The organism is Algibacter sp. (assembly GCF_029245835.1).
Lineage (GTDB): Bacteria > Bacteroidota > Bacteroidia > Flavobacteriales > Flavobacteriaceae > Algibacter_B.
Genome location: NZ_JAQWOO010000085.1, coordinates 1 through 24,452, shown reverse-complemented (window position 1 = coordinate 24,452; position 24,452 = coordinate 1). Strand labels below are relative to the sequence as shown.

The following is a 24,452-nucleotide window of genomic DNA, read 5'->3' as shown; positions in this document are numbered from 1 at the left end:
TAAGTATAAAAATAGCAGTGATTTTATATTTTCTCAATTTCAACATATTAAAAATATAAAAATCATAATTTAAGTATGTTAATTATGAGACTATTTATGTGACTTCTCAATAGAAAACACTTAAATTGTGTTATCTAAAAAAGAAAGAACTTCTATGGCGCTAAAAATTATAATTTCTCATAAAACGGTATATAAATATGATCGTTCCGTTTCTTTATCACCACATATATTTAGGTTACGTCCTGCTCCTCATAGTAGAACACCTATTGAGTCTTATTCCATTAAAATAAAACCTGAAAATCACTTTTTTAATTGGCAGCAAGACCCTTTTGGGAATTATTTAGCGCGTTTAACTTTTCCTGATAAGACAAAAGAATTGTCTGTTGATATTGAAATTATAGCCGATTTAAAAACTATAAATCCATTTGATTTTTTTGTTGAAGAATATGCTGAAGAATATCCGTTTGAATACTTAGAAACCACTAAAAAAGAACTTCTGCCCTATTTAGAAATCACAGATAAAGGAAAATTACTTGAGGATTTTATTAAAACGATAGATTTAACGCCCAGAAAAACCATTTATTTTTTAATTGATATTAATAGGAAAATATATGAGTATCTAAACTATAATATTAGAATGGATCCTGGCGTGCAATCTTGCGAGCAAACACTTGAGCAAAAAAATGGATCATGTAGAGATTATGCTTGGTTGTTTGTACAAGTGATGCGTCATTTAGGCTATGGTGCACGTTTTGTTTCTGGCTATTTAGTGCAATTAAAGTCTGATGAAAAATCATTAGATGGTCCGTCTGGTCCTGCAGAAGATTTTACAGATTTACACGCTTGGGCAGAAGTCTATATTCCTGGTGCTGGTTGGATTGGTTTTGATGCGACATCTGGACTATTAGCTGGCGAAGGCCATATTCCATTAGCCTGTACACCTTCATTTGAAAGTGCTGCCCCTGTTTCTGGAATGACAGATGTGTGCGAAACAGAATTCTTTTTTGACAACTCTGTAAAACGTATTTTAGAATCTCCAAGAGTAACCAAGCCTTATACAGAAGACCAATGGCATGCTATTTATAACCTGGGTTTTAAAGTTGAAGATGAACTAGAAAAAGGCGACGTAAGATTAACCATGGGAGGAGAACCTACCTTTGTATCTATTGACGATATGGAGTCGCCAGAATGGAATACCGATGCCGATGGCGAGCACAAACGTGAATTAGCAAAAACGCTTTCTGCAAGATTATATGATGAATATGGAAATGGTGCTGTACTGCATCAAGCACAAGGAAAATGGTATCCTGGAGAACCCCTTCCAAGATGGTCCATTGAAATATGCTGGCGGAAAGATGGACACCCCATCTGGCAAAACAAAAAACTACTTTCGCTGTTTTCTGATAATCCAGAATTACCAAAAGATGCCGATAAAAAATTCTTAGAAACCCTTACAACGTATTTAGGTGTTTCAGATAAACACATTAAACCTACCTACGAAGATGCTTTTTATTTCCTTTGGCAAGAAGGACAAATGCCAATAGATATAGACCCCACAAAAGAAAACGGCAATTTATTAGTAAAAGAAAAATTAAAAGAGATTCTAAAAGAAGGTACTTCAAAACCTGTTGGTTATGTGTTACCTCTAAATAATTCTGAGCATATTTGGTATAGTAACGCTTGGGAATTTAGACGACAACATATTTTCTTAATTCCTGGTAACTCCCCTGTCGGGTTACGTTTACCTCTTAATTCACTTATCGAGAAACCAGAACAAGAAGAATTTCCAAAATTTGAACCCGACCATTTTACAAAACAAGATAAATTTCCAGATTTTGCGAATGTGGTTTCAAAACGTTTCGATAAGATTCAAAAAAAAGGTATTGCTAAACCAAAACACAATTACTTTATCAGAACTGCTCTTTGCGCCGAAGTAAGAGATAATAAACTACATTTATTCTTACCACCTTTAGATGCTGCAGAATTCTATTTAGATTTAATAGCATCTATCGAAGCCACTTCAAAAGCACTTCATATTCCTGTGGTTTTTGAAGGCTATGATCCGCCACACGATAACCGTTTAGAATCTATGAAAATTACGCCAGATCCTGGTGTTATTGAAGTAAATGTACAACCAGCAAAAAACTGGAAAGATCTTACTCAAAATACATTAAACCTATACGAACATGCAAAACAGTCGCGCTTAGGAACTGAAAAATTCATGCTAGACGGTAAACACACCGGTACTGGTGGAGGAAATCATGTAACGCTTGGAGGTATTTCACCAAAAGATAGTCCGCTATTACGCAAACCCAGTTTATTACGAAGTCTATTAACGTTTTGGCAACACCACCCGGGGTTATCATATTTGTTTTCTGGAGCTTTTATAGGCGCAACCAGTCAAGCGCCTCGGATTGATGAAGCTCGGATGGAAAATCTATACGAGCTAGAAATTGCATTTAGTAAAATCCCAAAAGATGGCGACGTTCCGTTTTGGCTAACCGATAGATTATTCCGTCATTTATTAACCGATTTAACAGGAAATACACACCGTGCAGAATTCTGTATCGACAAATTATATTCTCCAGATTCATCAACAGGAAGACTAGGTATTCTAGAACTTCGTGCTTTTGATATGCCACCACACCCACAAATGAGTTTAATGCAAAATTTACTTGTAAGGACTTTAGTTGCTTGGTTCTGGAAAACACCTTACGAACACGATTTAGTACGTTGGGGAACAGCATTACACGATAAATTCTTAATAGAACATTTTGTTAGAGAAGACATTAAAGATATTGTAACCCAATTAAATAAAGCGGGTTACGACTTTAAAGAAGATTGGTTCGACCCGTTTTTCGAGTTCAGATTTCCACTTCATGGCATGACCACCATTAACAATATGCATGTAGAATTAAGAGCCGCTATAGAACCTTGGAATGTTTTAGGCGAAGAAATGACTGGTGGCGGAACCGCTCGGTATGTCGATTCTTCAGTAGAGCGTATCCAATTTAAAGTCTCAAACTTTATTAACGAGCGCTATATGGTTACCTGTAATGGCGTTAAAGTGCCATTAAAAAACACGGGAGTAAAAGGCGAATATGTTGCAGGAATCCGCTATAAAGCCTGGAACCCATATTCCTCTTTGCATCCCACAGTTGGTGTAGATGCACCTTTAGTTTTCGATGTTGTAGACACATGGAACAAGCATTCCATTGGCGGTTGCACCTATTTTGTGGCGCATCCAGGAGGTCGATCTTACGAAACCTATCCTGTAAATAGCTTCGAAGCAGAGTCTAGACGCATCAATCGTTTCTGGAGTTTCGGGCACACACAAGGCGATATCATAGCAGATAACGACGATGCCAATATTAAAAACGAAATAAGTTTTAAAAGATTTGATTATAAAGAAATACCAACTAATTTTGAGTTTCCAAATACATTAGATTTAAGAAAAAAATAAGGCATTTAAAATGTAAATAGTAATTTGGGCGTTACCCTAAAAGGGTCGGGCTTTCCGTTGCAAGTCCTCGCACCCACCTGTCGGGGGCGCTGTGGGCTTTCCACTGCAATCCCTAACGCACACATCCGCAAAAGCCAGTATTGAAGAAAAACTTTCATACACATTTGCCGAAGTGATTTGCCTTAACAATTGTCCCTTCAGTGGGCTTTAGAGTTGTTTTAAAAAGAGTTTTATAAATTTGTTTTATTATCAAAAAAACTACAGAATAATATAAATGCCATTTAAATCAAATACACTATTCCAGAATTATTTTTCTGCATTTAAAGATTACGACGAGGTTTTAAAACCAGATATGTCTATAAATCCTAAATGGGAAAAGGTATTTAATAATTTCTCTAAAATTGGCTATAACAACCTTATCGCTAAGCAAGATGAAGTGAATTGGCTCATGGAAGAAAACGGTGTAACATACAACGTTTATAATGACCCCAATGGCATGAACCGTGCTTGGGATTTAAATATTGTACCATTTGTAATTCATGAATCAGAATGGGAAACCACCATTGAAAGAGGACTTAAACAACGTGCCGAACTATTAAACCTAATTCTAAAAGATATTTATGGTAAACGCGAGCTTTTTAAAAATGGCATTGTACCCCAAGAAGTAGTGTTTGCGCATCGTGGCTTTTTAAGACAATGTGATCAAATTCAATACAACACCTCTAAAAATTTACAAATCTATTCTGCAGATTTAGCACGAGGTCCAGACGGACGTATGTGGGTGGTTAGCGATCGTTCCCAAGCCCCTTCCGGTATGGGATATGCTTTAGAAAACAGGTATGCCCTTAACCGGGTTGTACCAACCATTTTCGAAAATATAAATGTTAAACATCCTTTAAGTTTTTTTAACGACTTAAAACAAATGCTGCTAGATGCGGTGCCTCAAAATAAAAGCAACCCAAATATAGTTATCCTGACTCCAGGACCACACAACGAAACCTATTTTGAACACGCCTATTTGGGGTCTTTTTTAGGGTATCCATTAGTTATGGGTAGCGACTTGGTGGTTAGAAACGGAAAACTATGGCTTAAAACACTTAAAAAACTCAAACAAGTTGATGTTGTTTTAAGACGTGTTGATGACTTTTTTATGGACCCCTTGGAGTTAAGAGAAGATTCATATCTTGGCGTTGCAGGACTATTAGAAGTTGTTAGAGAGCAGCAAGTAGCTATAGTAAACCCTGTTGGTAGTGGCATATTAGAAAATTCGGGGTTAATTCCGTTCATGAATGCCATTTGTAATTATTTTTTCAAAGAAGATTTAATCCTACCTCAAATAGCCTCTTGGTGGTGCGGTCAAAAAAAAGAGCTTGATTATGTATTAAATCATCTTAAAGATTTAGTCGTAAAACGTATTGATCGCTCCAATAGAGAAAATATTTTCTTTTGCGAATTTTTAGATGATGCAGCATTAGCTAAATTAAAAAAAGAAATCACATTGGCGCCTTACCAATTCGTAGCGCAAGAAAAAATCTCATTTTCAACAGCTCCAAATTTTGTTAATGGCACTTTAGAACCTAGAAAAGTATTATGCAGAACCTTTGCTATTGCTAAAAAAGACAGTTATAGTATCATGCCTGGTGGCTTAGTAAGGGTTGCAGCAGAACGTGAAAACTTGTTTGTATCAAATCAGCGTGGTGGAATTAGTAAGGATTTTTGGATTGTTTCAGATCAGCTTCAAAATCCATTACGAAATTATTCTTGGGATGCGTCATCAAATAATTATGTTTCAGATATTAATGATTTATCGAGTAATACAGCAGAAAACTTATATTGGTCAGGACGGTATTTAAGTCGTGCTTTGGTTACTGCCCGTTATTTACGCATGGTTCTTAATAGAATGCATCAAGACCAATATAGTACGCGAAAATCAGATTCTGAAAGCTTAACTATTTTATATAAATCTATTACAAATATTACCTCCACATTCCCTGGCTTTGTTGGTAAAGGTTCCGAAGCACTTTTAAAAAACCCTTTAAAAGAAATTATTTCTTTGATAACTGATGAAAAGCGCTTAGGCAGTTTAGCTCAAAACATGGCTAGCTTTAACAATTCTTATTATTCTTTAAGAAGCTTATGGTCTAAAGACATGTGGCGTGTATTTGATGGTATTAAAAAACAATGGCAAAAATTTAACGAAAACGATGATTTTTCTATTAACGCCCTTTCAAAGTTTTTAGACCGGATTATTACACGACTAATTGCATTTATGGCACTTATTGAAGAAAGCATTTTGGTAAACCAAGGGTTACTGCTTTATTTTATAGGTTTACAAACCGAACAAGCTATGATGCATGTTGAAAAATGTCGTGCCATACTTGTTATTAATTATAATGAGCAAGTACAATATGAAATCTTAGAATCGCTATTAAACAGCAGTGAAAGTCTTAATATATACCGGTATAGTTACCGCTCTTATTTAAGTATAGAAAACGTTACAAAATTGATACTATTAGATAAAGACTATGCAAAATCGCTAGCCTACCAAGTAAAGCGTATTGAAAAGGATGTGAGCAGATTGCCATATTCAGAAGGTGCAAATACCATAACTGCCTGTAAAGAAAAAATCATGAAAGCACATACTAAGATGAATAGCTTGCATATTGAAACGCTTTTAAAATTAGATGAGGATGCGCTTATACGACAAAATCTCGATGATACTTTAGCAGAAATTAGCGATCTATTACATCAAACGGCTATGGAAATTTCAAACACGTATTTTAACCATGCTTACACCCAAAATCAATTGACGAATCAAAATTTCCCACAGTTGTAAAAATGTTGTATCAAGTATCACATACCACGATTTATAAGTATCAATTTGGTGTTACATTCTGCCATAATATCGCTACCATAAAACCTAAAAATATGTTGGGGCAAACGGTAGTCGATTATAAATTAGTTATAAGCCCTAAGCCAACAGAGTTTTCTGAAAAGTATGATTTTTTCGGAAACACCCTAACCCGATTTTCAATTCAAGAACAGCACAAAAAACTAAAGGTAACCGCATTAAGTAAAATTTTTAGAGACCATACCTTAGTACCTGATATTTATAAATCTACTAACGGACAAGCTATTAATTTGATGGATGCCTTAGTCGCACTAAAATCTCAAACCATAGAGAACTTAGATGTCAAACAATTTATGTTGGAATCTATCCTTATAGCAAATATTTCAGCGGAGATTAGAGCTTACGCCGAAATATCTTTCAAACCCAATCGGCCTATCTTTGAAGCTGCTTATGAGTTGATGCAACGTATTTTTAATGATTTTGAGTTTAATCCGCATGTAACTAATGTGGCAACACCCATACACGAAGTTATGATTAAGAAAAAAGGCGTTTGTCAAGATTTTGCACAAATAGCTATTGCCTGTGCGCGTTCAGTCGGGTTACCAGCAAGGTATGTAAGTGGCTATATTGAAACTCTTCCGCCTCCAGGAAAAGAAAAATTAGTGGGTACCGATGCTTCCCATGCTTGGTTCTCACTTTATATCCCAACATTTGGTTGGGTAGATTTTGACCCAACAAATAATCAAATCCCAAAAAACCAGCATATTATCGTGGCTTATGGTCGCGATTATTACGATGTTCCACCGCTTAAAGGTGTTATTTACAGCTCTGGAAAAAACAAAATGAAAGTTGCTGTGGATATTAGGCCCGCGGTTTAAGAAAATTATATAATAAAAATATCCATTTAAAAACGACATAAATACTACTAAACATTTACTTGTCTACCTACAGAGCCCTTTGGGTTTGGGGTGAGCTCAAAAACAAAGTCAGGTTTTATAAAGTCCTCTTTACGGTGTGAGACATAAATAATTGCGGTTTCGCTTTCTTGGGCTATTTTGTTTACCAATTCTGAGAATAATTTGGCATCTGCATCATCAAGTCCGTTTGTAGGTTCGTCTAAAATAAGTAGTGGCGGGTGTTTTACCATGGCTCTGGCAATGAGCACCAAGCGTTTATGACCGTTAGATAAAAACTGAAAACTTTTTTCTTTAATATGCAGCATATTTAAAAGTTCTAACCACTCCCGTGCAATACTAAATTGTCTATCGGTTGGGTATTTATAAAGTCCTACAGAATCTACAAAACCAGAAATAATCATACTTTCTATTGTATCTCTGCGCTTAAAACCGCGTAACATTTCGGAGGTATAAAAACCAATATACTTTTTAATATCCCAAACGGTTTCGCCACTCCCCTTTTTTATACCAAATAAGGTCATATCGACCAGATAGCCTTTGGGGTTATCGCCAGAAATTAATGAAAGTATCGTACTTTTTCCTGAACCATTAGGACCAATAAGTTGCCAAAACTCTCTGGGTTTTATTTCCCAAGTGATATTTTGGATTATGGGACGTTCGCCATAATTCACAGAAACCTTATTGAGTTTAATTAACGAAGTAAATTTATACCTTTCCGTTTTATAAGGTTGTGGTAAATCTTGTGTGAAATTTTTAGTGAGGATTTCGTTAGTATCGACAAACAATTTGGGTGCGCCATCTTCTAAAACATAGATGCTATCAATAAAACCCAAAATATCCCGTTTTCGAGATGCTATCTGTATAATTTGAGTGTTTTTGCTTAATTGCGATAAGGTTTTTTTAATTTTAGATTGTGCTGCAACATCTAAACAATCAAAAACATTATCTAAAACGATATATTCTGGATGAGATTTTAAAATATGATTAAGTAAAGCCCGTTTGCGTTCACCTTCAGAAGAATTTTTAAGACTGTTCTTTGTTGCGGTTTGTACATCAAAATGCCCGTGACGTATTTCCTCTTCAATAAAGGCATTCACCGTAAAATCTGAAAACACAGCTCCTTTTAGTGCGTTTAGATCTTTAAACCACGTCCCTGATGTAATATTTTTGAGAAGTTGTTTTTTGTTTTCGGTATTAGAAATGTAGAATGCTTTATGCTTAGGCATAAGCATGACTTACAGATTTTTAGTATGAAAGGGCACTAAACCATCAATAGGTCTACGTTCAAAATTCCCGACTTTAAAGCCCATTTCTTCGCCAACTTCTTTAATTTCTTTTTGAGAAAAGAACGCTATTGATCCAGCAAAATGTACAGGAACCGTTTTTAATTCCTCTCTATACTGCATAATCATATTTTTAGCAAATAATCTTATACCATCTTTAATAAGATTGATAGTGTATTCTGAATCTTTATGCAAAAACATGAATTCTGCAAAGTTTGCTAAATAGGCATTTGGACTAGGTTGTTTATATAAATTGTATTTTATAAAATCGGCTTCCAGGTTATATTTAGCTCCAAAGGCTATTCTAACATTCTCTGGCATGTGATTAAAATAATAATCTCTTATGAGTTGCTTACCATAATAATTACCAGAAGCATCATCCATTAATGAATATCCAAGCGATATAACGCGTTGATGTAATTGCTCGCCATCGTAATAACTACAGTTAGACCCTGTACCTAAAATACAAACTACCGCAGCTTCTTTTGGGTGATTTATGGTAGCATAAACAGCTGCCAAAGTATCTTCATTAACTTCTATATGTGCATTTGGAAAAATGCTTGCAAGAACATTTTCTAATAGTGATACCGCATTGTCTGTACCACAGCCTGCGCCATAGAAAAATACGTGTGTAACAATTTCCTTATTGGCCTTTAATTCTTTACTCTTTAAGATTCTTTTTGTTAGTTTTTTTTCGCTTAAAATAGCTGGGTTCAATCCTTTTGTTCGGATTTTATCCATTAATTTATTTCCGTTATTATCTACAGCCAACCAATCTGATTTAGTAGAACCACTATCAATAATTAAAATCATAAGTTTAGAATTAAAAGAGTTATTAACGTTGCATCGAAATAATTTTAAATACAAACGTTAAAAAGATAGATCCCGATATGCACCAGGATTTTGTTCAACTTACTTTTTTGATTTCGTGTTACAAACGAATCAAAATAGCGTTTAACAAAAAATCCACAGCACTAATCAGAATCGATTAATACTGTGGAAATATATTAAAAAATTATTATATAGAAGCGATATGTTGCGCTAAGTCAACTAATTTAGTTGAATAACCAAACTCATTATCATACCAAGATACTAATTTTACAAAACCATCATTTAAAGCCATACTTGCATTAGCATCGAATGTACTTGTTTTAGGCTCTGATACGAAATCTTGAGAAACTACACCTTCTTCAGTATAACCTAAAACACCGTCTAATTCACCTTCAGAAGCATCTTTTAAAGCTTTCTTTATTTCAGCCCAAGGTGCTGGTTTTTCTAAACGACAGGTTAAATCTACTACAGATACATCAACAGTAGGAATTCTAAAAGCCATACCTGTTAATTTACCGTTTAATTCAGGAATTACTTTTCCAACAGCTTTTGCTGCTCCAGTTGAAGCCGGCACAATATTGTTTAAAGACGCTCTTCCTAATCTGTAATCTTTTCTAGAAACACCATCAACAGTTGATTGTGTTGCAGTTGCAGCGTGCACTGTAGTCATTAACCCTTCAGCAATTCCGAATTTATCGTTAATTACTTTAGCTAATGGCGCTAAACAGTTAGTAGTACAAGATGCGTTAGATACGATAGTATCAGCAGCTGTTATATCTTTATGGTTTACTCCCATTACAAACATTGGTGCATCAGCAGATGGTGCAGAAATTGCAACCTTTTTAGCTCCAGCAGTAATGTGCTTACCTGCACCTTCTAAATTTGTGAAGATACCTGTACAATCTAAAACAACGTCTGCTCCAACAGCATCCCATTTCAAATCTTCTGGATTGCGCTCTGCAGTTACGCGGATTGTGTTTCCGTTTACAACTAAGTTACCATCTTTAGTAGAAATAGTTCCATCAAACTGTCCGTGAACAGAATCGAACTTTAATAAATAAGCTAAATGATCGACATCTAATAAATCATTAATTCCTACTACTTCAATATCATTTGATCGAGAAGCTGCTACTCTAAAAGCAATTCTACCTATTCTACCAAATCCGTTAATTCCAATTTTTAATTTTGACATAATCGTGTTTATAAATGTTAAGTGCTCATAATATCTGAGACACGCAATAATTCTAAATTTATTTTTGTTTTTCCTTTAATCGCATTATCTAATGGTGTAAGTTCCATTTTATTATCTAATAAACCTACCATATAATTGGTTTGTCCATTTAACATAGATTCTACAGCTTTTACGCCCATTCTACTTGCTAAAACTCTATCGAAGCATGAAGGTGCTCCACCACGTTGCATATGACCAAGAACAGAGACTCTTACATCATAATCTTCCATGTTTTCATCTACATAATCTTTAAGTTCAAAAATATTTTTACCTATTTTATCACCTTCAGCTACAACTACAATACTTGATGATTTTCCAGATTTTCTACTTTTATTTAAAGATTCTACTAATCTATCTAGTCCTAAGTCTTCTTCAGGAATTAAAATCTCTTCAGCACCACCAGCAATACCCACATTAAGGGCTATATGACCAACATCACGCCCCATTACTTCAATAAAAAATAATCTATTGTGTGAGCTGGCTGTATCACGTATTTTATCTATGGCATCTACAACGGTATTTAAAGCCGTATCAAAACCTAAGGTATGCGATGTTCCAAAAATATCATTATCAATAGTTCCTGGGATACCCATTACTGGGAAACCAAACTCTTGATTAAATATAAGTGCTCCTGTAAAAGAACCATCTCCGCCTATGACAACTAAACCACCAACTCCAGCATCCATCAAGCGCTTATGTGCTTGTTTTCTACCCTCTTTGGTTCTAAACCCTTTAGATCTAGCTGATTTTAGTATGGTTCCACCTTTATTTATAATACCTCTTACACTTCTTGCGTCCAATTGTTTGAAGTCACCTTCCATTAGACCCTCATAGCCTCGGTAAACACCAACACATTCTATAGTATGATAAGCGCATGTTCTAACTACTGAACGAATGGCTGCATTCATTCCTGGAGAATCACCTCCTGATGTTAAAACTGCTATTTTTTTTATCTTTTGAGACATTAATTTTCAAATTTAATGAAGTAAAATTACTAAACAAAATGCACATATCTATAGCATTTTAAGTAAATTAATATGAGTTCTAAAACTATAACGTTTTAGTTGATAAAAAAAAGTTAATGATGTGAAAAACAGCGTAAAAAAGCGCCTATTTTTTTGAAGATTTCTTGAATGATATGTATTTTGGGATAGATTTTTCTTTATTTTTCTCTGAAGATTCCGCTGCAGATGCTTGTTGTTCCTTTGAGTTTTTAAATAGTTTTTGAATAAGTTCTTTAAAGGTATCAAAATCTACATTATAAGAAAGTCCTATACCTTGAGTATAGCCTATAGCTTCACCAAAGTTTCTAATACTATTTTCTCTATTAAATACTTTTGCCGTAAGGGTACCCTCTTCATTTAATAAAAAATCTATTTCTACATCGCCTGCTATTACAGTTTCAGTGGCACCTCCTACTGGCACCCCTACTTTTCCGTTAATTAAAACACGATCGCTAATTTGAGTTTGTAAAGTGACTCCAAATCTATCATCAGTTTGATAGTCGGGTCTGTTTTGTCCTGCTTCGTAATTCAATCCCACATTAAGTTTACTATCTTCTGAAGTAAAAATGCCATTGATAATACCATTAAGACGTTCGGCAATAGTACCAGAAAAATTAACTTCATTAATACCTCTAGAAAACGATCCTGTGGATATGAGATATAACGCTTGATCCTGCTTGTATTCTTGAGACTCTAGTCTGTATTGAAGCTCTGATTTTATTGTTGAATTTACATTAGGAAACTCAAAACTAAAGATGGGGTTTAACTGCTCTAAATCACCACTTAAACTTATATTAACTTCTACAGGAATACTTCTATTTATGGGGTTATCCAGTAATGGTGAAGGATTAGTTTGGGTTTTATAAGTAGCAAGCATATCAATAATTGGCTTTGCAGGTTCTCCTTCCCATGCTATAGTACCCCCTGGCTGAACTAGAAACTGTTTTTGTACCAATCCGCCATAAGCAAAATTATAAACGCCTTCAAAAACAGCAAAATCCCCCCACATATCAAACTTGCCATTTGTGTTTATTTCTACTAATAAACCACCTCGCCCGCGTCCTTTTAATGAATGTCCAGTGTTTTTATCTATAATTAGTTCTACTTCTGCTTCTTCAGTAACGTCTAAATCAAAGTCTAATTCAAGACCTTTAATTTCCTCAAAAACAACTTCTACGCCTTGCTTTCTTGCTTCTTTTTCTTGCTTAGTTATAAAATGAATGTATGAATTATCACCAAAAGACTCGGCATCGCTTAAAGGTATTTTAAATACGGTACCACGTTTAGTTTCTCCAACTACACTAATAACTAATTGCTCGGTAGGTCCAAAAATACTTGCTCTTCCTCCAATAAAACCTGTACCATAATATAAAGATTCTTCAGCTTCTTCAGTATCTAAAATTAATAAACGCGGTGTAGTAATATTTAAACCTAAGCTCCATTTTGCAAAATTCACATGACTTAAAGAGCCATCTAATAAGCCTATAGAATTGTACTTAGTATCTGTTAATCTTATCTTATTAAAAATAAAACTTTGGTTTTTTAAAGTTACTGAAGCGTTGGTATTAAAATCATAATCTACATTAAGATATGGTATACCTAAACCTCCATTTTTAATTATTAAATCGCCATTTATATCAGGTTTCCTTAGATCTCCAATAACTTTAACATCTCCATTTGCTTCTCCTCGAATATTGGATAAAACACCATCTAACAAAGGATTTAAAGGCGATAAGTTGAAGGCATTAAAATCTAGTGTAACATCTATAGTTGATTTTCTGCCAGAAACAAATATATTTCCCTTTGCTCCAAATGCCGTGGTAATATCATTTTTAATTGTAGCATCTACTTCATATTCTGTTAAAAACTCATTACCTGATATTGTGGCATCGAAGGACCCCAGTAAAAAATCATTAACTCTAAAATCATCAATAATAATAGACGAATTTGGAAGATAACTTCCGTTTTTTTGTAATATATCTAATTTACCATTAACATTTCCTGCTAGTGATAAACTATCTATATCTGGTGTGATTTTAGCTAAATCTACATTAGTAAAATTTAGCTTTAAATCCTTTTGTGTAGAATCTCGAAGAAAACCAGAAAGTTTAATTTCTTCATTATTATGATTAATCTTAAACTTATCTATATTAAACTTAGTGAGTTTTTTATCAAAAGATATTTTATGGAATCGATCTTGATTCTCATTAATCATCCATGTGTTCTTTTTAATGGTAATATCAGACTGTTTGAAACCTATTACCGACTCATTATCGCTATTAATGGTATGATAAAAACTTAAGTTATAGGCATCATTATTTCGCTTACCTCCTGAAAACTCCGATCGCATAAAAAGCGTATCGTTTACAGTAACGTTTATTAAACTGAATTTTGAAACATCATAAAATTTTGTGTTTAAACTATCAATTTCAACAAACGTATTAAATAACGGATTGCTGTTATCTACTTGCAATTCAATATTATTTGCAAAGTTTTCTAGGTATTTAATTTTAGGTGATTTAAAAGTAAGTTTAAAGTTCTCTTCCGCACTTTCAACTCGACCTCTAATAAATGTATTTTTAGCAAGTTCAATTTCAGGATAAATAACTTCAACAATTTTATTATAAATTTTAAAGTTAAAGTCTATACTCTGATTGATATCAACATCATGCGGTATATAATTTGTATAGATATGCCCTATTGAATTTTCAAATAATTTTTTCAAATCTTTTAAAAAGAAACGGCCTTTTAATTCGCCTTCAATAATATCTGGAGAATTAAATTCTACAAAACGTATGTTTTTTTCGAATCTTGAAGACACATCAAACGTGTTAAAATAATAAGAATCATTCTCATTTTTATACATAGAATTGCTAAACGCTATTTTACCAAAAGCATCATCAATACTACTACTATTCATGTTCATATTTACCTTACTCTTAAAAATAGAAATGCTATCTCTCTTTATAAAATTAAGCGCTTTTAAATCCGCATAATCGACTATGGCTTCAAAATCGTATTTCCTAATCGTTTCTGAAAAATCTACTAAACCGCTAAAGTTTAGTTGAAGATTTTTGTCATTCACATTAAGGTTTCCGTCAAAAATTCTATTCTGAATATTACCTGCAACTTTAATACGATTGTAGTTGTAGTTATTATAAACCAATTCAAAAATTTCACCTTTTACTTTGGTATCTACTGTTTCAGTAGTGAACCCTTTTCCATCAACATTAACATCTAATGATGCTCTTCCAACTTTAGGGTCGTTTAAAAATATACCAAAATCAAATTGTTCAAAAATTATATTTCCTTTATAATCAGCGTTATCTATATCGTTAATTTTTGTGATTTCTAAATTGGAATCAACAAAACCTAACTCGGTATCAATTTCAATATCTGCTATTACTTTTGAAGACGTAACTTGAGAGTTTCCAATAATAGTAAAATAACCTAATCTATCGAAAGAAGATGGTATAGCATCGCCTAAAACATTTGGCAACAACCCCTTTAAATCGTTATAGGTTGAGGATAGATTACTGAAATTCCCATTCATGTAAAAATTATCGGATTCTTTATTAAATAGGTTTTTAAAATTAATATGGCCATATACTCTAGTATTAGCGTTTGTGTTTAACTTTAAATTACTGGTTTGTAAATCATTTAATGTACCAGATAAATCTGCACTAAATTTTGCAGATTGGTTTACTCCAAACTCATTATAAAAAGTATTTAGCTCATCCAACAACACATTGGAATCTTTAAAACTTGCATGTACTTGAACCTTATCTGTAAAGTATTTTAAATCTTCTCTTAGATATGAAAACTTTAAATCGCCCTTTAAAATAGACCCAGGCGTTTTTATTTGCATGTTAGCAAACGTCATATCCGTTAAAGTATATGCAAAATCAGTCATCAGATTTTTAACAACTACCCCTCTACTGTCTTTAAAGGATAGAGTATTTATTCGCATACTTACATCACTTCCATGTATTAGAAAATTGGTGGCGTTAATATTTAAATTTTCAAAATGAAGTACTTTGGTCGTTTCTTTGTTTTCATTAGAAAGCATAAAAACACTTTTGTAAATTGAAACATCACTAGATGACATTAAAAAACTACTTTTCCCTGTTCTTGGATTATCGTCTTCAAATCTATCTACAAAAATATCAAGATTTGTATCAGTGGCTCCTTCATAGGTTTTAATATGAAATAAGAGGTTTTCAATATCGATATCTCCAAAAACCAGCTTGCCTTGAAATAAATTTCCAAAATTTAAAATTGATGTATTTAGTTCAGCAATACTTATAAGGGTGTCTTTTTTATAATCTTCTATATAAATATTTTTAATTTCTACATCGCCATTAAATTGCAAACTCACCCTATCGATGTTGATGTTGGTTTTAAAATCATCATTCAACATTTTTGTAACTCGTTTTCCAACTGTTGTCTGAACAAAAGGAATAGAAAATACCAGCACCAAAATGATGAATAATAATAACAGAATACCTGCTATTTTTGACAGTATTTTTAGATATTTTTTGATGTCTTAAAGTTATAACTTTATTAAGAATAAACTACTTTTGCATTTACGAATAAAAGTAACTGTTGAGATATTTATTCGTTTTCAAAATTAACAATTATTGTGCCTAAAATTTATTAATGTCTTCACAAAATATTTACATTCTTGGAATTGAGTCGTCTTGTGATGATACCGCTGCGTCTATTATTTATAACGGGCGTATTTTAAGCAATGTTGTTGCTAGTCAAAAAATACATGAAGAATACGGTGGAGTTGTACCAGAACTAGCCTCTAGAGCACACCAGCAAAATATTGTTCCTGTAGTTCATCAGGCCCTAGAAAAAGCTGGTGTTACTAAAAATCAATTACAGGGTATCGCATTTACAAGAGGTCCTGGACTCATGGGGAGCTTATTGGTGGGTACATCATTTGCTAAATCTTTGGCTTATGGTTTAAACATTCCTTTAATTGATGTGAACCACATGCAGGGTCATATTTTAGCGCATTTTATCGATGAAGATGGATTTGAAAAACCCCCTTTCCCTTTTTTAGCAATGACCATTTCTGGAGGACATACGCAGATCGTTAAAGTGGACAACTATTTTGATATGACGGTTATAGGCGAAACTATTGATGATGCTGTTGGTGAAGCTTTTGATAAGAGCGGAAAAATTCTTGGCTTAAATTACCCTGCTGGACCAGAAATTGATAGACGTGCAGCGCTTGGGAACCCTAATGCATTTAAATTCACCAAGCCAAAAGTAGACGGTTTAAATTTTAGCTTTTCTGGTTTTAAAACGGCTGTACTTTATTTTATTCAACGTGAAGTTAAAGCTAACCCGAATTTTATTGAAGACAATCTAAACGATATTTGTGCCTCCATTCAATATACTATTATTGGTATTTTGATTGATAAACTGAAACTCGCTACTAAACAAAGAGCTATTAATCATATTGCTATTGGTGGTGGTGTTTCTGCTAATTCTGGAATACGGCAAGCGCTTAAAAATGGTGAACAAAAGTTTGGTTGGACGACTTACATCCCAAAATTTGAATTCACGACAGATAATGCTGCTATGATTGCTATTGTAGGCTATTTAAAATATTTAGAAGGTAATTTTGCTGAACAGGATGTAGTGGCTTCGGCGAGGTTGAAGATTTGATTATCAACTATTTTTTTTCAAAAATAAAGTTATAAACAATAGCCTCTTAAAAACTTATTTCTGCTTTATTGGTATCATTAACTATTACTTTTAAATTTGAAATTGAATTTAAAACCTACATTTATGTTTAAAAAATTACTTGTTTTATTAGTATTAAGTACCTCTTCATTTTTAGCAGCTCAAACTTCAGCAGAAGAAGCCCTTAAAACCATTGAAACACCAGAGCAAATTAAAAGTTATTTAGAATCAAAAAAATCTAAAAAAAATAAACTAATTACTTTTAATGAAGAGAAACATAAAACGATTTTAGCTAAAGATCTTTTTAAATTGAGTGTTGGTGGCACAAAGGTAAATGAACGTGAATTTGAAAAAACATTCTACAAAGTCATTAATAAAAGTAAAAAAACATATTACAGAGCGGCGTGCATTTATTTAAATGGAGAAAAAAACAGTATACATGAAATTGAAGAAATGAGAGCAAAAATAATTGCTCAATTTAACAATGGTTTACCTTTTGATTTATTAGCAAAACGTTATTCTAAGGACGAAAACTCAAATAAAGGTGGTGATATAGGTTGGCTTTTAAAAGAAGACGTATCTACAGAACTTGAAAGCCAATTAATTGATAATAAAAATAGCTTGAATAGTATTTTTAATGTTGATGTGCCTTCGGAAAACGCATATTACGTTGTATTAAAAACACATGAGCCAAAAGATATTTCAGAAATTGAAGTTTTAAAAATTGTTGAAGCCAAAGAATAATGCAGCTTTTCTATAGTCCAGATTTAAATAAAAACACTTCACAATTTACTTTTGAAAGAGAAGAAAGTAAACACATCGTGAAAGTTTTGCGTAAAAGTATTGGAGATACATTACATATTACAAATGGAAAGGGTATGTTATTTACTGCTGAAATTTCAGTACCAAATATCAATAAATGTACTGTTCATATTGTGTCGAAAAAGCTTCAAACCAAGCGAAATTACACTTTACATTTAGCTGTTGCTCCAACAAAAATGAACGACCGCTACGAGTGGTTTTTAGAAAAAGCTACCGAAATTGGTATTGATAGCATTACCCCTATTATTTGCGATCATAGCGAACGAAAAGTAATAAAAAAAGAACGTTTTGAACGTATTTTGCAGTCGGCCATGAAACAATCGCTAAATTGTTATTTGCCTAAACTTAATAGTGCCATGTCTTTTCAAGACTTTATAAATAAAGACTTTGAAACTGAATTATTTATTGCTCATTGTGAAGAAACGGATAGAAAATCTTTAAAAGAGCAAATTAAACCAAATAGCGATATTACTATTTTAATTGGTCCAGAAGGCGATTTTTCTGTTAAAGAAATAGCTAAAGCACTTGAAAATAATTTTATTCCTGTAACTTTGGCAGAAACCAGATTACGCACAGAAACGGCTGCTATTGTTGCGTGTCATTCCGTTGCATTTACTAATGAGTAATTTTACTATGAAATTATTTTTAACTTTTATCTTTTCACTTTTAGTTTTTAATTTATTTGCTCAAGATTTGGCCATTTTAAAATATAAAGGTGGTGGCGATTGGTATGGAAACCCTACTGCCCTGCCAAACCTTATTAAGTTTTGTAACGATAATATAAACACAAAAATAAACCCTAAGCCAAAGACGGTTGAAACAGGGAGTTCGGATATTTTTCAATTTCCATTATTACACATGACAGGGCATGGAAATGTATTTTTTAGTGAAACCGATGCCGAAAACCTGCGTAATTATTTAATTTCAGGTGGGTTTTTACATATTGACGATAATTATGGTATGGAACCATACATCACCAAAGAATTAAAAAAGGTGTTCCCTGATAAAGACCTAATTGAGTTACCAACTAGTCACGCTATTTTCAATACGGTTTATAAATTCCCAAACGGATTGCCGAAAATACACGAACATGATGCTAAACGCCCACAAGCATTTGGTATTTTTAATGAAGATAGATTAATGCTATTGTTTACTTATGAAAGCGATTTAGGAGATGGTTGGGAAGATACTGAAGTACATAATGATCCTGCTGATATAAGAGAAAAGGCATTTAAAATGGGAGCTAACATTGTTAAATTTGCTTTTGAAAACTAGCTACCACGAATTCACGAATTTTTAAGAAAGATTTTGTGGTTATGTTAGTTGAATGGTTTTAGAAAACCAAAAAGAGGAAAACACATTCAAAGGTCTATTTAAAGTGTTTTTAAAAGTTTTGATGGTATTGATTTTGCTAACTGGAATACTTTTGGATTCTATTAAAAAAACAGTCGTGAATTCGCGGCAAAACAACTAAACAACAAACGCATAAACAAATAACAACACTTGCAACTCACTCACTACAATACAAATTTTCAGTCAAAAATATTTCCAATCACGTTAGTTTGTGATAACGTTACCAACGCTCCAAATATTGGAAGTTTATTCAGAATTGCTGATGCTTTTGGTATTGAAAAACTCATCCTTTGTGGTAAAAATATTCAGTTTGGTCGGAAAATGGCAAAAACATCTCGAGCTACTGAGAAAGTTGTGAATTATGAAATTAAAAATACTGCTTCAGAAGTTGTAGAATTATTAAAAACTAAAGGCTACCAGGTTATTTCATTAGAAATTACAGATTCAAGTCAACCCATCCACCAGACTCACTTTTCAAAAGAAAAACCCATCGCACTCATTATTGGTGACGAGAATTTTGGTGTTTCAGAACATATTTTAAATGCATCAGACCAAGTTATTCATATTAATATGTTTGGTCAAAATAGCAGTATGAATGTTGTTCAAGCCACCAACATTGCATTATATGAAATTACAAAGCAGCTTTTGTAACCTCATTGCGAGGCACGAAGCAATCTGTCCATATTTAACTCTGATTTGTGAGTTTACCTCACAGTGTTCGCAATGACAACAAATAATATTATATTTACTAGATGAATTCAAACACAATTTCTAACGGTATTATTAAAGCTGTTGGTATTATATTCGGTACCGCTTTGTTACTTTTATTTTTGTATCAAATTCAATCGGTTATAAGCTATATAGCCATTGCTGCTGTGATTTCTTTAATTGGCAGACCTATTGTTTTATTCTTAGAACGTAAATTGAAATTTAAAAACACAATCGCAGTTATTGTGGCCATGTTACTCCTATTAGGAATTTTTATTGGCTTAGTAGGTCTATTCATTCCTTTAGTTATAAAACAAGGACAAAATTTATCTTTGTTAAATATTGAAGAATTACAAACCAACATAGAAGATTTATATAGCGAGATTATTACTTACTTTGACTTACACCAAATTGATGTTGAGCAATCGTTAAAAGAATCTAATTTACTCTCAAAAATAGATTTCGCATTAATACCAGATTTTTTAAACTCCGTGATTAGCGGATTAGGTAGTTTTAGTGTTGGATTATTCTCGGTATTATTTATTTCCTTTTTCTTCCTTAAAGATAGCAAGTTATTCGAAAATGGCATCTTAACATTTATCCCAGACAATAAAGAATCTCGTTGGAAAACATCTTCTACAAAAATTAAAGATTTACTCTCTAGATACTTTGTTGGGCTTATATTTCAAATACTGATTCTTTTTATAATTTACACTATAGGATTACTTATTATTGGTGTAGAAAACGCTATAGTTATCGCCTTTTTATGTGCACTTTTAAATTTAATTCCATACGTTGGCCCCCTTGTTGGGGCGTTTTTAATGCTTACGTTAACCATGACAAGTAACCTTGGAAACTCCTTTAGCGATGTTATTATACCAAAAACATTCTGGGTTTTTATTGTTTTTTTAATAGGCCAATTGGTTGATAATTTTGGAAGTCAGCCTATCATTTTCTCAAAAAGTGTAAAATCTCATCCTCTTGAAATTTTCTTGGTTATTCTAATTACAGGTATTTTGTTTGGTGTTATTGGCTTAATCATAGCTGTACCTGCTTATACTGCAATAAAAGTTATTCTAAAGGCATTCTTATCTGAAAATAAGATTGTAAAAAAACTCACTAAAGGTCTTTAAGTTTTATTTTGAATAAAGCCATATTAAATACTGAAATTCAAGAATTTATAAATTTAAATTTAGATACTAATATTAGTGCCTTATTGCTAAAAGGAACATCATTTTCAGAAGTTGATACCAAAACTCTTATTGAGCAAATTGAAGCTAAAAAAAGAAGTAAAACAAAACTATCTACATGGTTTTCTAATGAAAAAATTTATTATCCAAACAAACTGAATATAGAGCAAACATCATCTGAAACTACAGCAAAATATAAATCGGAATTATTAGAAGGGCATTCTATTATTGATTTAACTGGTGGTTTTGGTGTGGATTGTTTTTACTTTTCTAAGCGGTTTAAAACAGTTAAACACTGCGAAATAAATAAAATGCTCTCAGGAATTGTAAGGCATAATTTTATTCAGTTAAATGTTCAAAATATTGTAACTGTTCAAACGGATGGTATTAACTATTTAAAAAAATCATCTCAAACTTATGATTGGATATATATTGACCCTTCAAGACGGCACGATAGTAAAGGGAAGGTTTTCTTTTTAAAGGATTGCTTGCCAAATGTTCCTCAACATTTAGAGATGCTTTTTAAACACTCTAAAAACATCATGATTAAAACCTCTCCGCTATTAGATTTGTCTTTTGGAATTAGTGAATTGAGTCATGTGAAAACCATACATATCGTTGCAATAAACAACGAAGTAAAAGAATTATTATGGGTTTTAGATAAAGATTATAATGGCTCTATAAATATTGAAACTGTAAATATTAAAAATGACAATATAGCAAAGTTTGATTTTTTAATCAATGAAGAACAACATACAGAATCGAATTATGCTAAACCACTCACCTATTTATATGAGCCTAACGCATCTATTTTAAAAGCTGGAGCATTTAATCAAGTTGCTAAACAATTAGGTGTTTTTAAACTTCATAAACATTCACATTTATACACTTCAGAAGGTTTAATTAAATTTCCTGGACGCGTTTTTAAGATAGAAAAAATAATACTTTATAATAAAAAAGAGCTTAAAAAAATGGCTTTTACTAAAGCCAATATTGCTACTCGAAATTTTCCTGAAACAGTTCAGCAAATAAGAAAGAAATTCAAAATAAAGGATGGTGGCAATATTTATATGTTTTTTACAACTAATGTAGAGGATAACAAAATTATACTAATAACTTCAAAAATAGAATAAACAAAAAAGAGACTGTCTAAAAAGGGAGGGCACTGAAAAAGCGACGATTTTTCAATACATAAATAAAAAACGCTTAAATAAAATTGAATTATTTAAGCGTTTTTTGCGTTTTCGTGGTCTATCTTTTCTATGGCAATACGTTAATTTTGAGGTCTTTAGATGCTTGAAGTGCTTTTTATTTTTGTTTTGAGTTTTACTTCTTTTTTTAGTCCTCTAATTTTAAAATTCTCTTGAGATTTACTGTAAATAGTGCTATAGCGCCTTGCATTTGCATACTTTTTATTCCATATGCATTTGCACGCCCATAACCATGTACATTTTTTAGCTCACTATTTTTAGCCTCTATTTTATATCGGTGTTTAGCCTTTTCTTTGTAATAGTCTGTTTCTTGAAAATCCATTTGTTCTTTATGTAAATCTGATTTTATACATACCGAATAACTTTTAGTTTTTGCTCCAGGCTTATAACATCCTTCTTTTAAAGGACATTTTTTACATTTTTCGACATCAAAATAATACGTGTCAACTTGGTTTTTCCCAATATTTTTTTTGCCTTGACGTGCCTTTCGTATAGCCATATGTCCTGCAGGGCATACAAACATTTCGGCATCTTTATTAAAATCAAATTTGTCTTCATACTTCCTAATCCCTTGACTAATTATAGGGTTTAATCTGGCTACAATTTTTATATTTTGTTCACTAGTTAATTTAAGATTCTTTTTTCCTGAATAAGCAGCATCTCCAATAATGGTGTCTACTGCAATTCCATTTTCTTGACTTATTTCTAGCAATTTTGGCAATTCTAGACCATCCCCTTTTTCTCCTGAGGTAACTGTAGCTGCGGTAACAATTCGCTCTTGGGTCATTGCAATATGTGTTTTGTATCCAAAGAATGAACTATCAGCAGATTTGTGACCCGTTTTAGCATCGGTGTCTTTAGAAAAAACAAGGTTATCTCGAGTATCTTCTACGGTTTCCTTTAATAGGTTTAATTTTTCTTTAACAGTGGGTATTAAACTCATTGTTTGGTCTGATTCAATAAGTTCTTTGAGCGCTTTGCAATAAGCAATTTCTTTTTCTAAATCATCTTGATCATTCTTCTTTGGCATTCGTGATGTCCAGCTTGGATCTACCTTATAAACCGATTTACGTAGTATTTTTGAACGTTCTTTTAAAATTTGAACTGCACAAAAGGGGTTTGACCTTGAGCCTGAATGTGTGGCATCAACTATAATTGATTTAGAACGAATAATCCCTTTTTCAATAGCTATTGCAACCGTTTTTCCAATAAGCAGATTTAATAAATCCGTATCCTTTAAACGCAATTTTCTAAATTTGGTCAAAGAACTAGGGTTAATGACATCCTGCTCTGGAACCATGTCTAGAAAATATTTAAATGACATGTCAAAACGTGAACGCTCAACAACATCGACATCCGATATATTATAAATGGTTTTTAATAACAGATACTTAAACATCCGAATAGGACTTTCTGCACTACGACCAGTAGTCGAACTATACTTAGTTACCAACTCATCATAGATAAAAGTAAAATCAATCAATTCATTGATTTTTCGAAGAAGGTTTTCTTTGGGTACAATTAAATCGTATAGATCAGAATAGCTGCTTAATTGAATTTGTTGTTGATGTAATAACATAGAATGGATGTCTTTTAATCACTAAATAAGATACAAAAAAAGGAGCAAAAACATTACGTTTTACTCCTCTTAATTCAATCTGTATTTAACTAAGATACTTTTTCAGTGCCCTCTAAAAAGGCAGTCTCTTTTTTATTGTTTTAGATTTTAAAAAAAGTATTGGTTTTCGTATCTTAAAGGTATGAAAAGCAACATCGTTTGGAAGACGAATAGTCAGTCTCAATTAAGTCTTCTCCCACCAAGTTATGATGATTTTGTACCAGAGAATCATCCTGTTCGTATAGTAAACAGCATTTTAGATCAGATAGA

At 32.7% G+C, this 24,452-nt stretch carries 16 protein-coding genes; 10 read left to right on the top strand and 6 right to left on the bottom strand.

What is annotated here, in order from left to right:
* Window positions 1-154: 154 nt before the first annotated feature.
* The 3 genes from P8K68_RS13675 to P8K68_RS13665 all read left to right on the top strand — a co-directional run bounded on the left by P8K68_RS13675 (window position 155) and on the right by P8K68_RS13665 (window position 7,192).
* A complete protein-coding gene (locus P8K68_RS13675) occupies window positions 155-3,463 on the top strand; it encodes a transglutaminase family protein (protein ID WP_300252084.1) in 3,309 nt (1,102 codons plus the stop codon).
* A gap of 274 nt (window positions 3,464-3,737) precedes the next feature.
* Window positions 3,738-6,299, top strand: a complete 2,562-nt coding sequence (locus P8K68_RS13670; protein WP_300252081.1) for a circularly permuted type 2 ATP-grasp protein — start codon at window positions 3,738-3,740, stop codon at window positions 6,297-6,299.
* A gap of 2 nt (window positions 6,300-6,301) precedes the next feature.
* Window positions 6,302-7,192 carry a transglutaminase family protein gene (locus P8K68_RS13665; protein WP_300252078.1) on the top strand — a complete coding sequence of 297 codons (891 nt, stop codon included), beginning with the start codon at window positions 6,302-6,304 and terminating at the stop codon, window positions 7,190-7,192.
* A 47-nt stretch (window positions 7,193-7,239) separates the two neighbouring features.
* Here P8K68_RS13665 and P8K68_RS13660 read toward each other — a convergent pair whose 3' ends face one another.
* From P8K68_RS13660 to P8K68_RS13640, 5 genes are all read right to left on the bottom strand, one after another.
* Complete coding sequence (locus tag P8K68_RS13660) at window positions 7,240-8,463, bottom strand: ATP-binding cassette domain-containing protein (protein ID WP_300252075.1); 1,224 nt, start codon at window positions 8,461-8,463, stop codon at window positions 7,240-7,242.
* A gap of 3 nt (window positions 8,464-8,466) precedes the next feature.
* A complete protein-coding gene (locus P8K68_RS13655; protein WP_300252072.1) occupies window positions 8,467-9,327 on the bottom strand; it encodes an N-acetylglucosamine kinase in 861 nt (286 codons plus the stop codon).
* 205 nt (window positions 9,328-9,532) lie between these two features.
* Window positions 9,533-10,537, bottom strand: a complete 1,005-nt coding sequence (gene gap / locus P8K68_RS13650; protein ID WP_300252069.1) for a type I glyceraldehyde-3-phosphate dehydrogenase — start codon at window positions 10,535-10,537, stop codon at window positions 9,533-9,535.
* Window positions 10,538-10,554: 17 nt separating this feature from the next.
* A complete protein-coding gene (pfkA, locus tag P8K68_RS13645) occupies window positions 10,555-11,541 on the bottom strand; it encodes a 6-phosphofructokinase (protein WP_300252066.1) in 987 nt (328 codons plus the stop codon).
* A 145-nt stretch (window positions 11,542-11,686) separates the two neighbouring features.
* Entirely contained in the window at window positions 11,687-16,057 is a 4,371-nt protein-coding gene (locus tag P8K68_RS13640) for a translocation/assembly module TamB (protein WP_300252063.1), read from the bottom strand.
* Between the two features lie 182 nt (window positions 16,058-16,239).
* On the opposite strand from P8K68_RS13640, the gene tsaD reads away from it, so the two are divergent.
* The 7 genes from tsaD (at window position 16,240) to P8K68_RS13605 (ending at window position 22,486) form a co-directional block, all read left to right on the top strand.
* Window positions 16,240-17,262, top strand: coding sequence for a tRNA (adenosine(37)-N6)-threonylcarbamoyltransferase complex transferase subunit TsaD (gene tsaD, locus P8K68_RS13635; protein ID WP_300252060.1), 1,023 nt, complete (start codon window positions 16,240-16,242; stop codon window positions 17,260-17,262).
* 123 nt (window positions 17,263-17,385) lie between these two features.
* A complete protein-coding gene (locus tag P8K68_RS13630) occupies window positions 17,386-18,024 on the top strand; it encodes a peptidylprolyl isomerase (RefSeq protein ID WP_300252057.1) in 639 nt (212 codons plus the stop codon).
* Complete coding sequence (locus P8K68_RS13625) at window positions 18,024-18,728, top strand: 16S rRNA (uracil(1498)-N(3))-methyltransferase (RefSeq protein ID WP_300252055.1); 705 nt, start codon at window positions 18,024-18,026, stop codon at window positions 18,726-18,728. The genes P8K68_RS13630 and P8K68_RS13625 overlap by 1 nt, the downstream gene beginning before the upstream one ends.
* A 7-nt stretch (window positions 18,729-18,735) precedes the next feature.
* Complete coding sequence (locus P8K68_RS13620; RefSeq protein ID WP_300252052.1) at window positions 18,736-19,377, top strand: DUF4159 domain-containing protein; 642 nt, start codon at window positions 18,736-18,738, stop codon at window positions 19,375-19,377.
* 228 nt (window positions 19,378-19,605) lie between these two features.
* A complete protein-coding gene (locus P8K68_RS13615) occupies window positions 19,606-20,106 on the top strand; it encodes a TrmH family RNA methyltransferase (RefSeq protein WP_300252049.1) in 501 nt (166 codons plus the stop codon).
* A 101-nt stretch (window positions 20,107-20,207) separates the two neighbouring features.
* On the top strand, window positions 20,208-21,296 hold the full coding sequence (locus P8K68_RS13610; RefSeq protein WP_300252047.1) for an AI-2E family transporter: 1,089 nt from the start codon (window positions 20,208-20,210) through the stop codon (window positions 21,294-21,296).
* Between the two features lie 8 nt (window positions 21,297-21,304).
* Window positions 21,305-22,486: a class I SAM-dependent methyltransferase gene (locus tag P8K68_RS13605; RefSeq protein ID WP_300252044.1), complete on the top strand. Its 1,182-nt coding sequence runs from the start codon at window positions 21,305-21,307 to the stop codon at window positions 22,484-22,486.
* Window positions 22,487-22,691: 205 nt separating this feature from the next.
* Here the strand turns inward: P8K68_RS13605 and P8K68_RS13600 are convergent, their stop codons facing one another.
* Window positions 22,692-24,143: an IS1182 family transposase gene (locus P8K68_RS13600; RefSeq protein ID WP_300252041.1), complete on the bottom strand. Its 1,452-nt coding sequence runs from the start codon at window positions 24,141-24,143 to the stop codon at window positions 22,692-22,694.
* Between the last annotated feature and the right edge of the window lie 309 nt (window positions 24,144-24,452).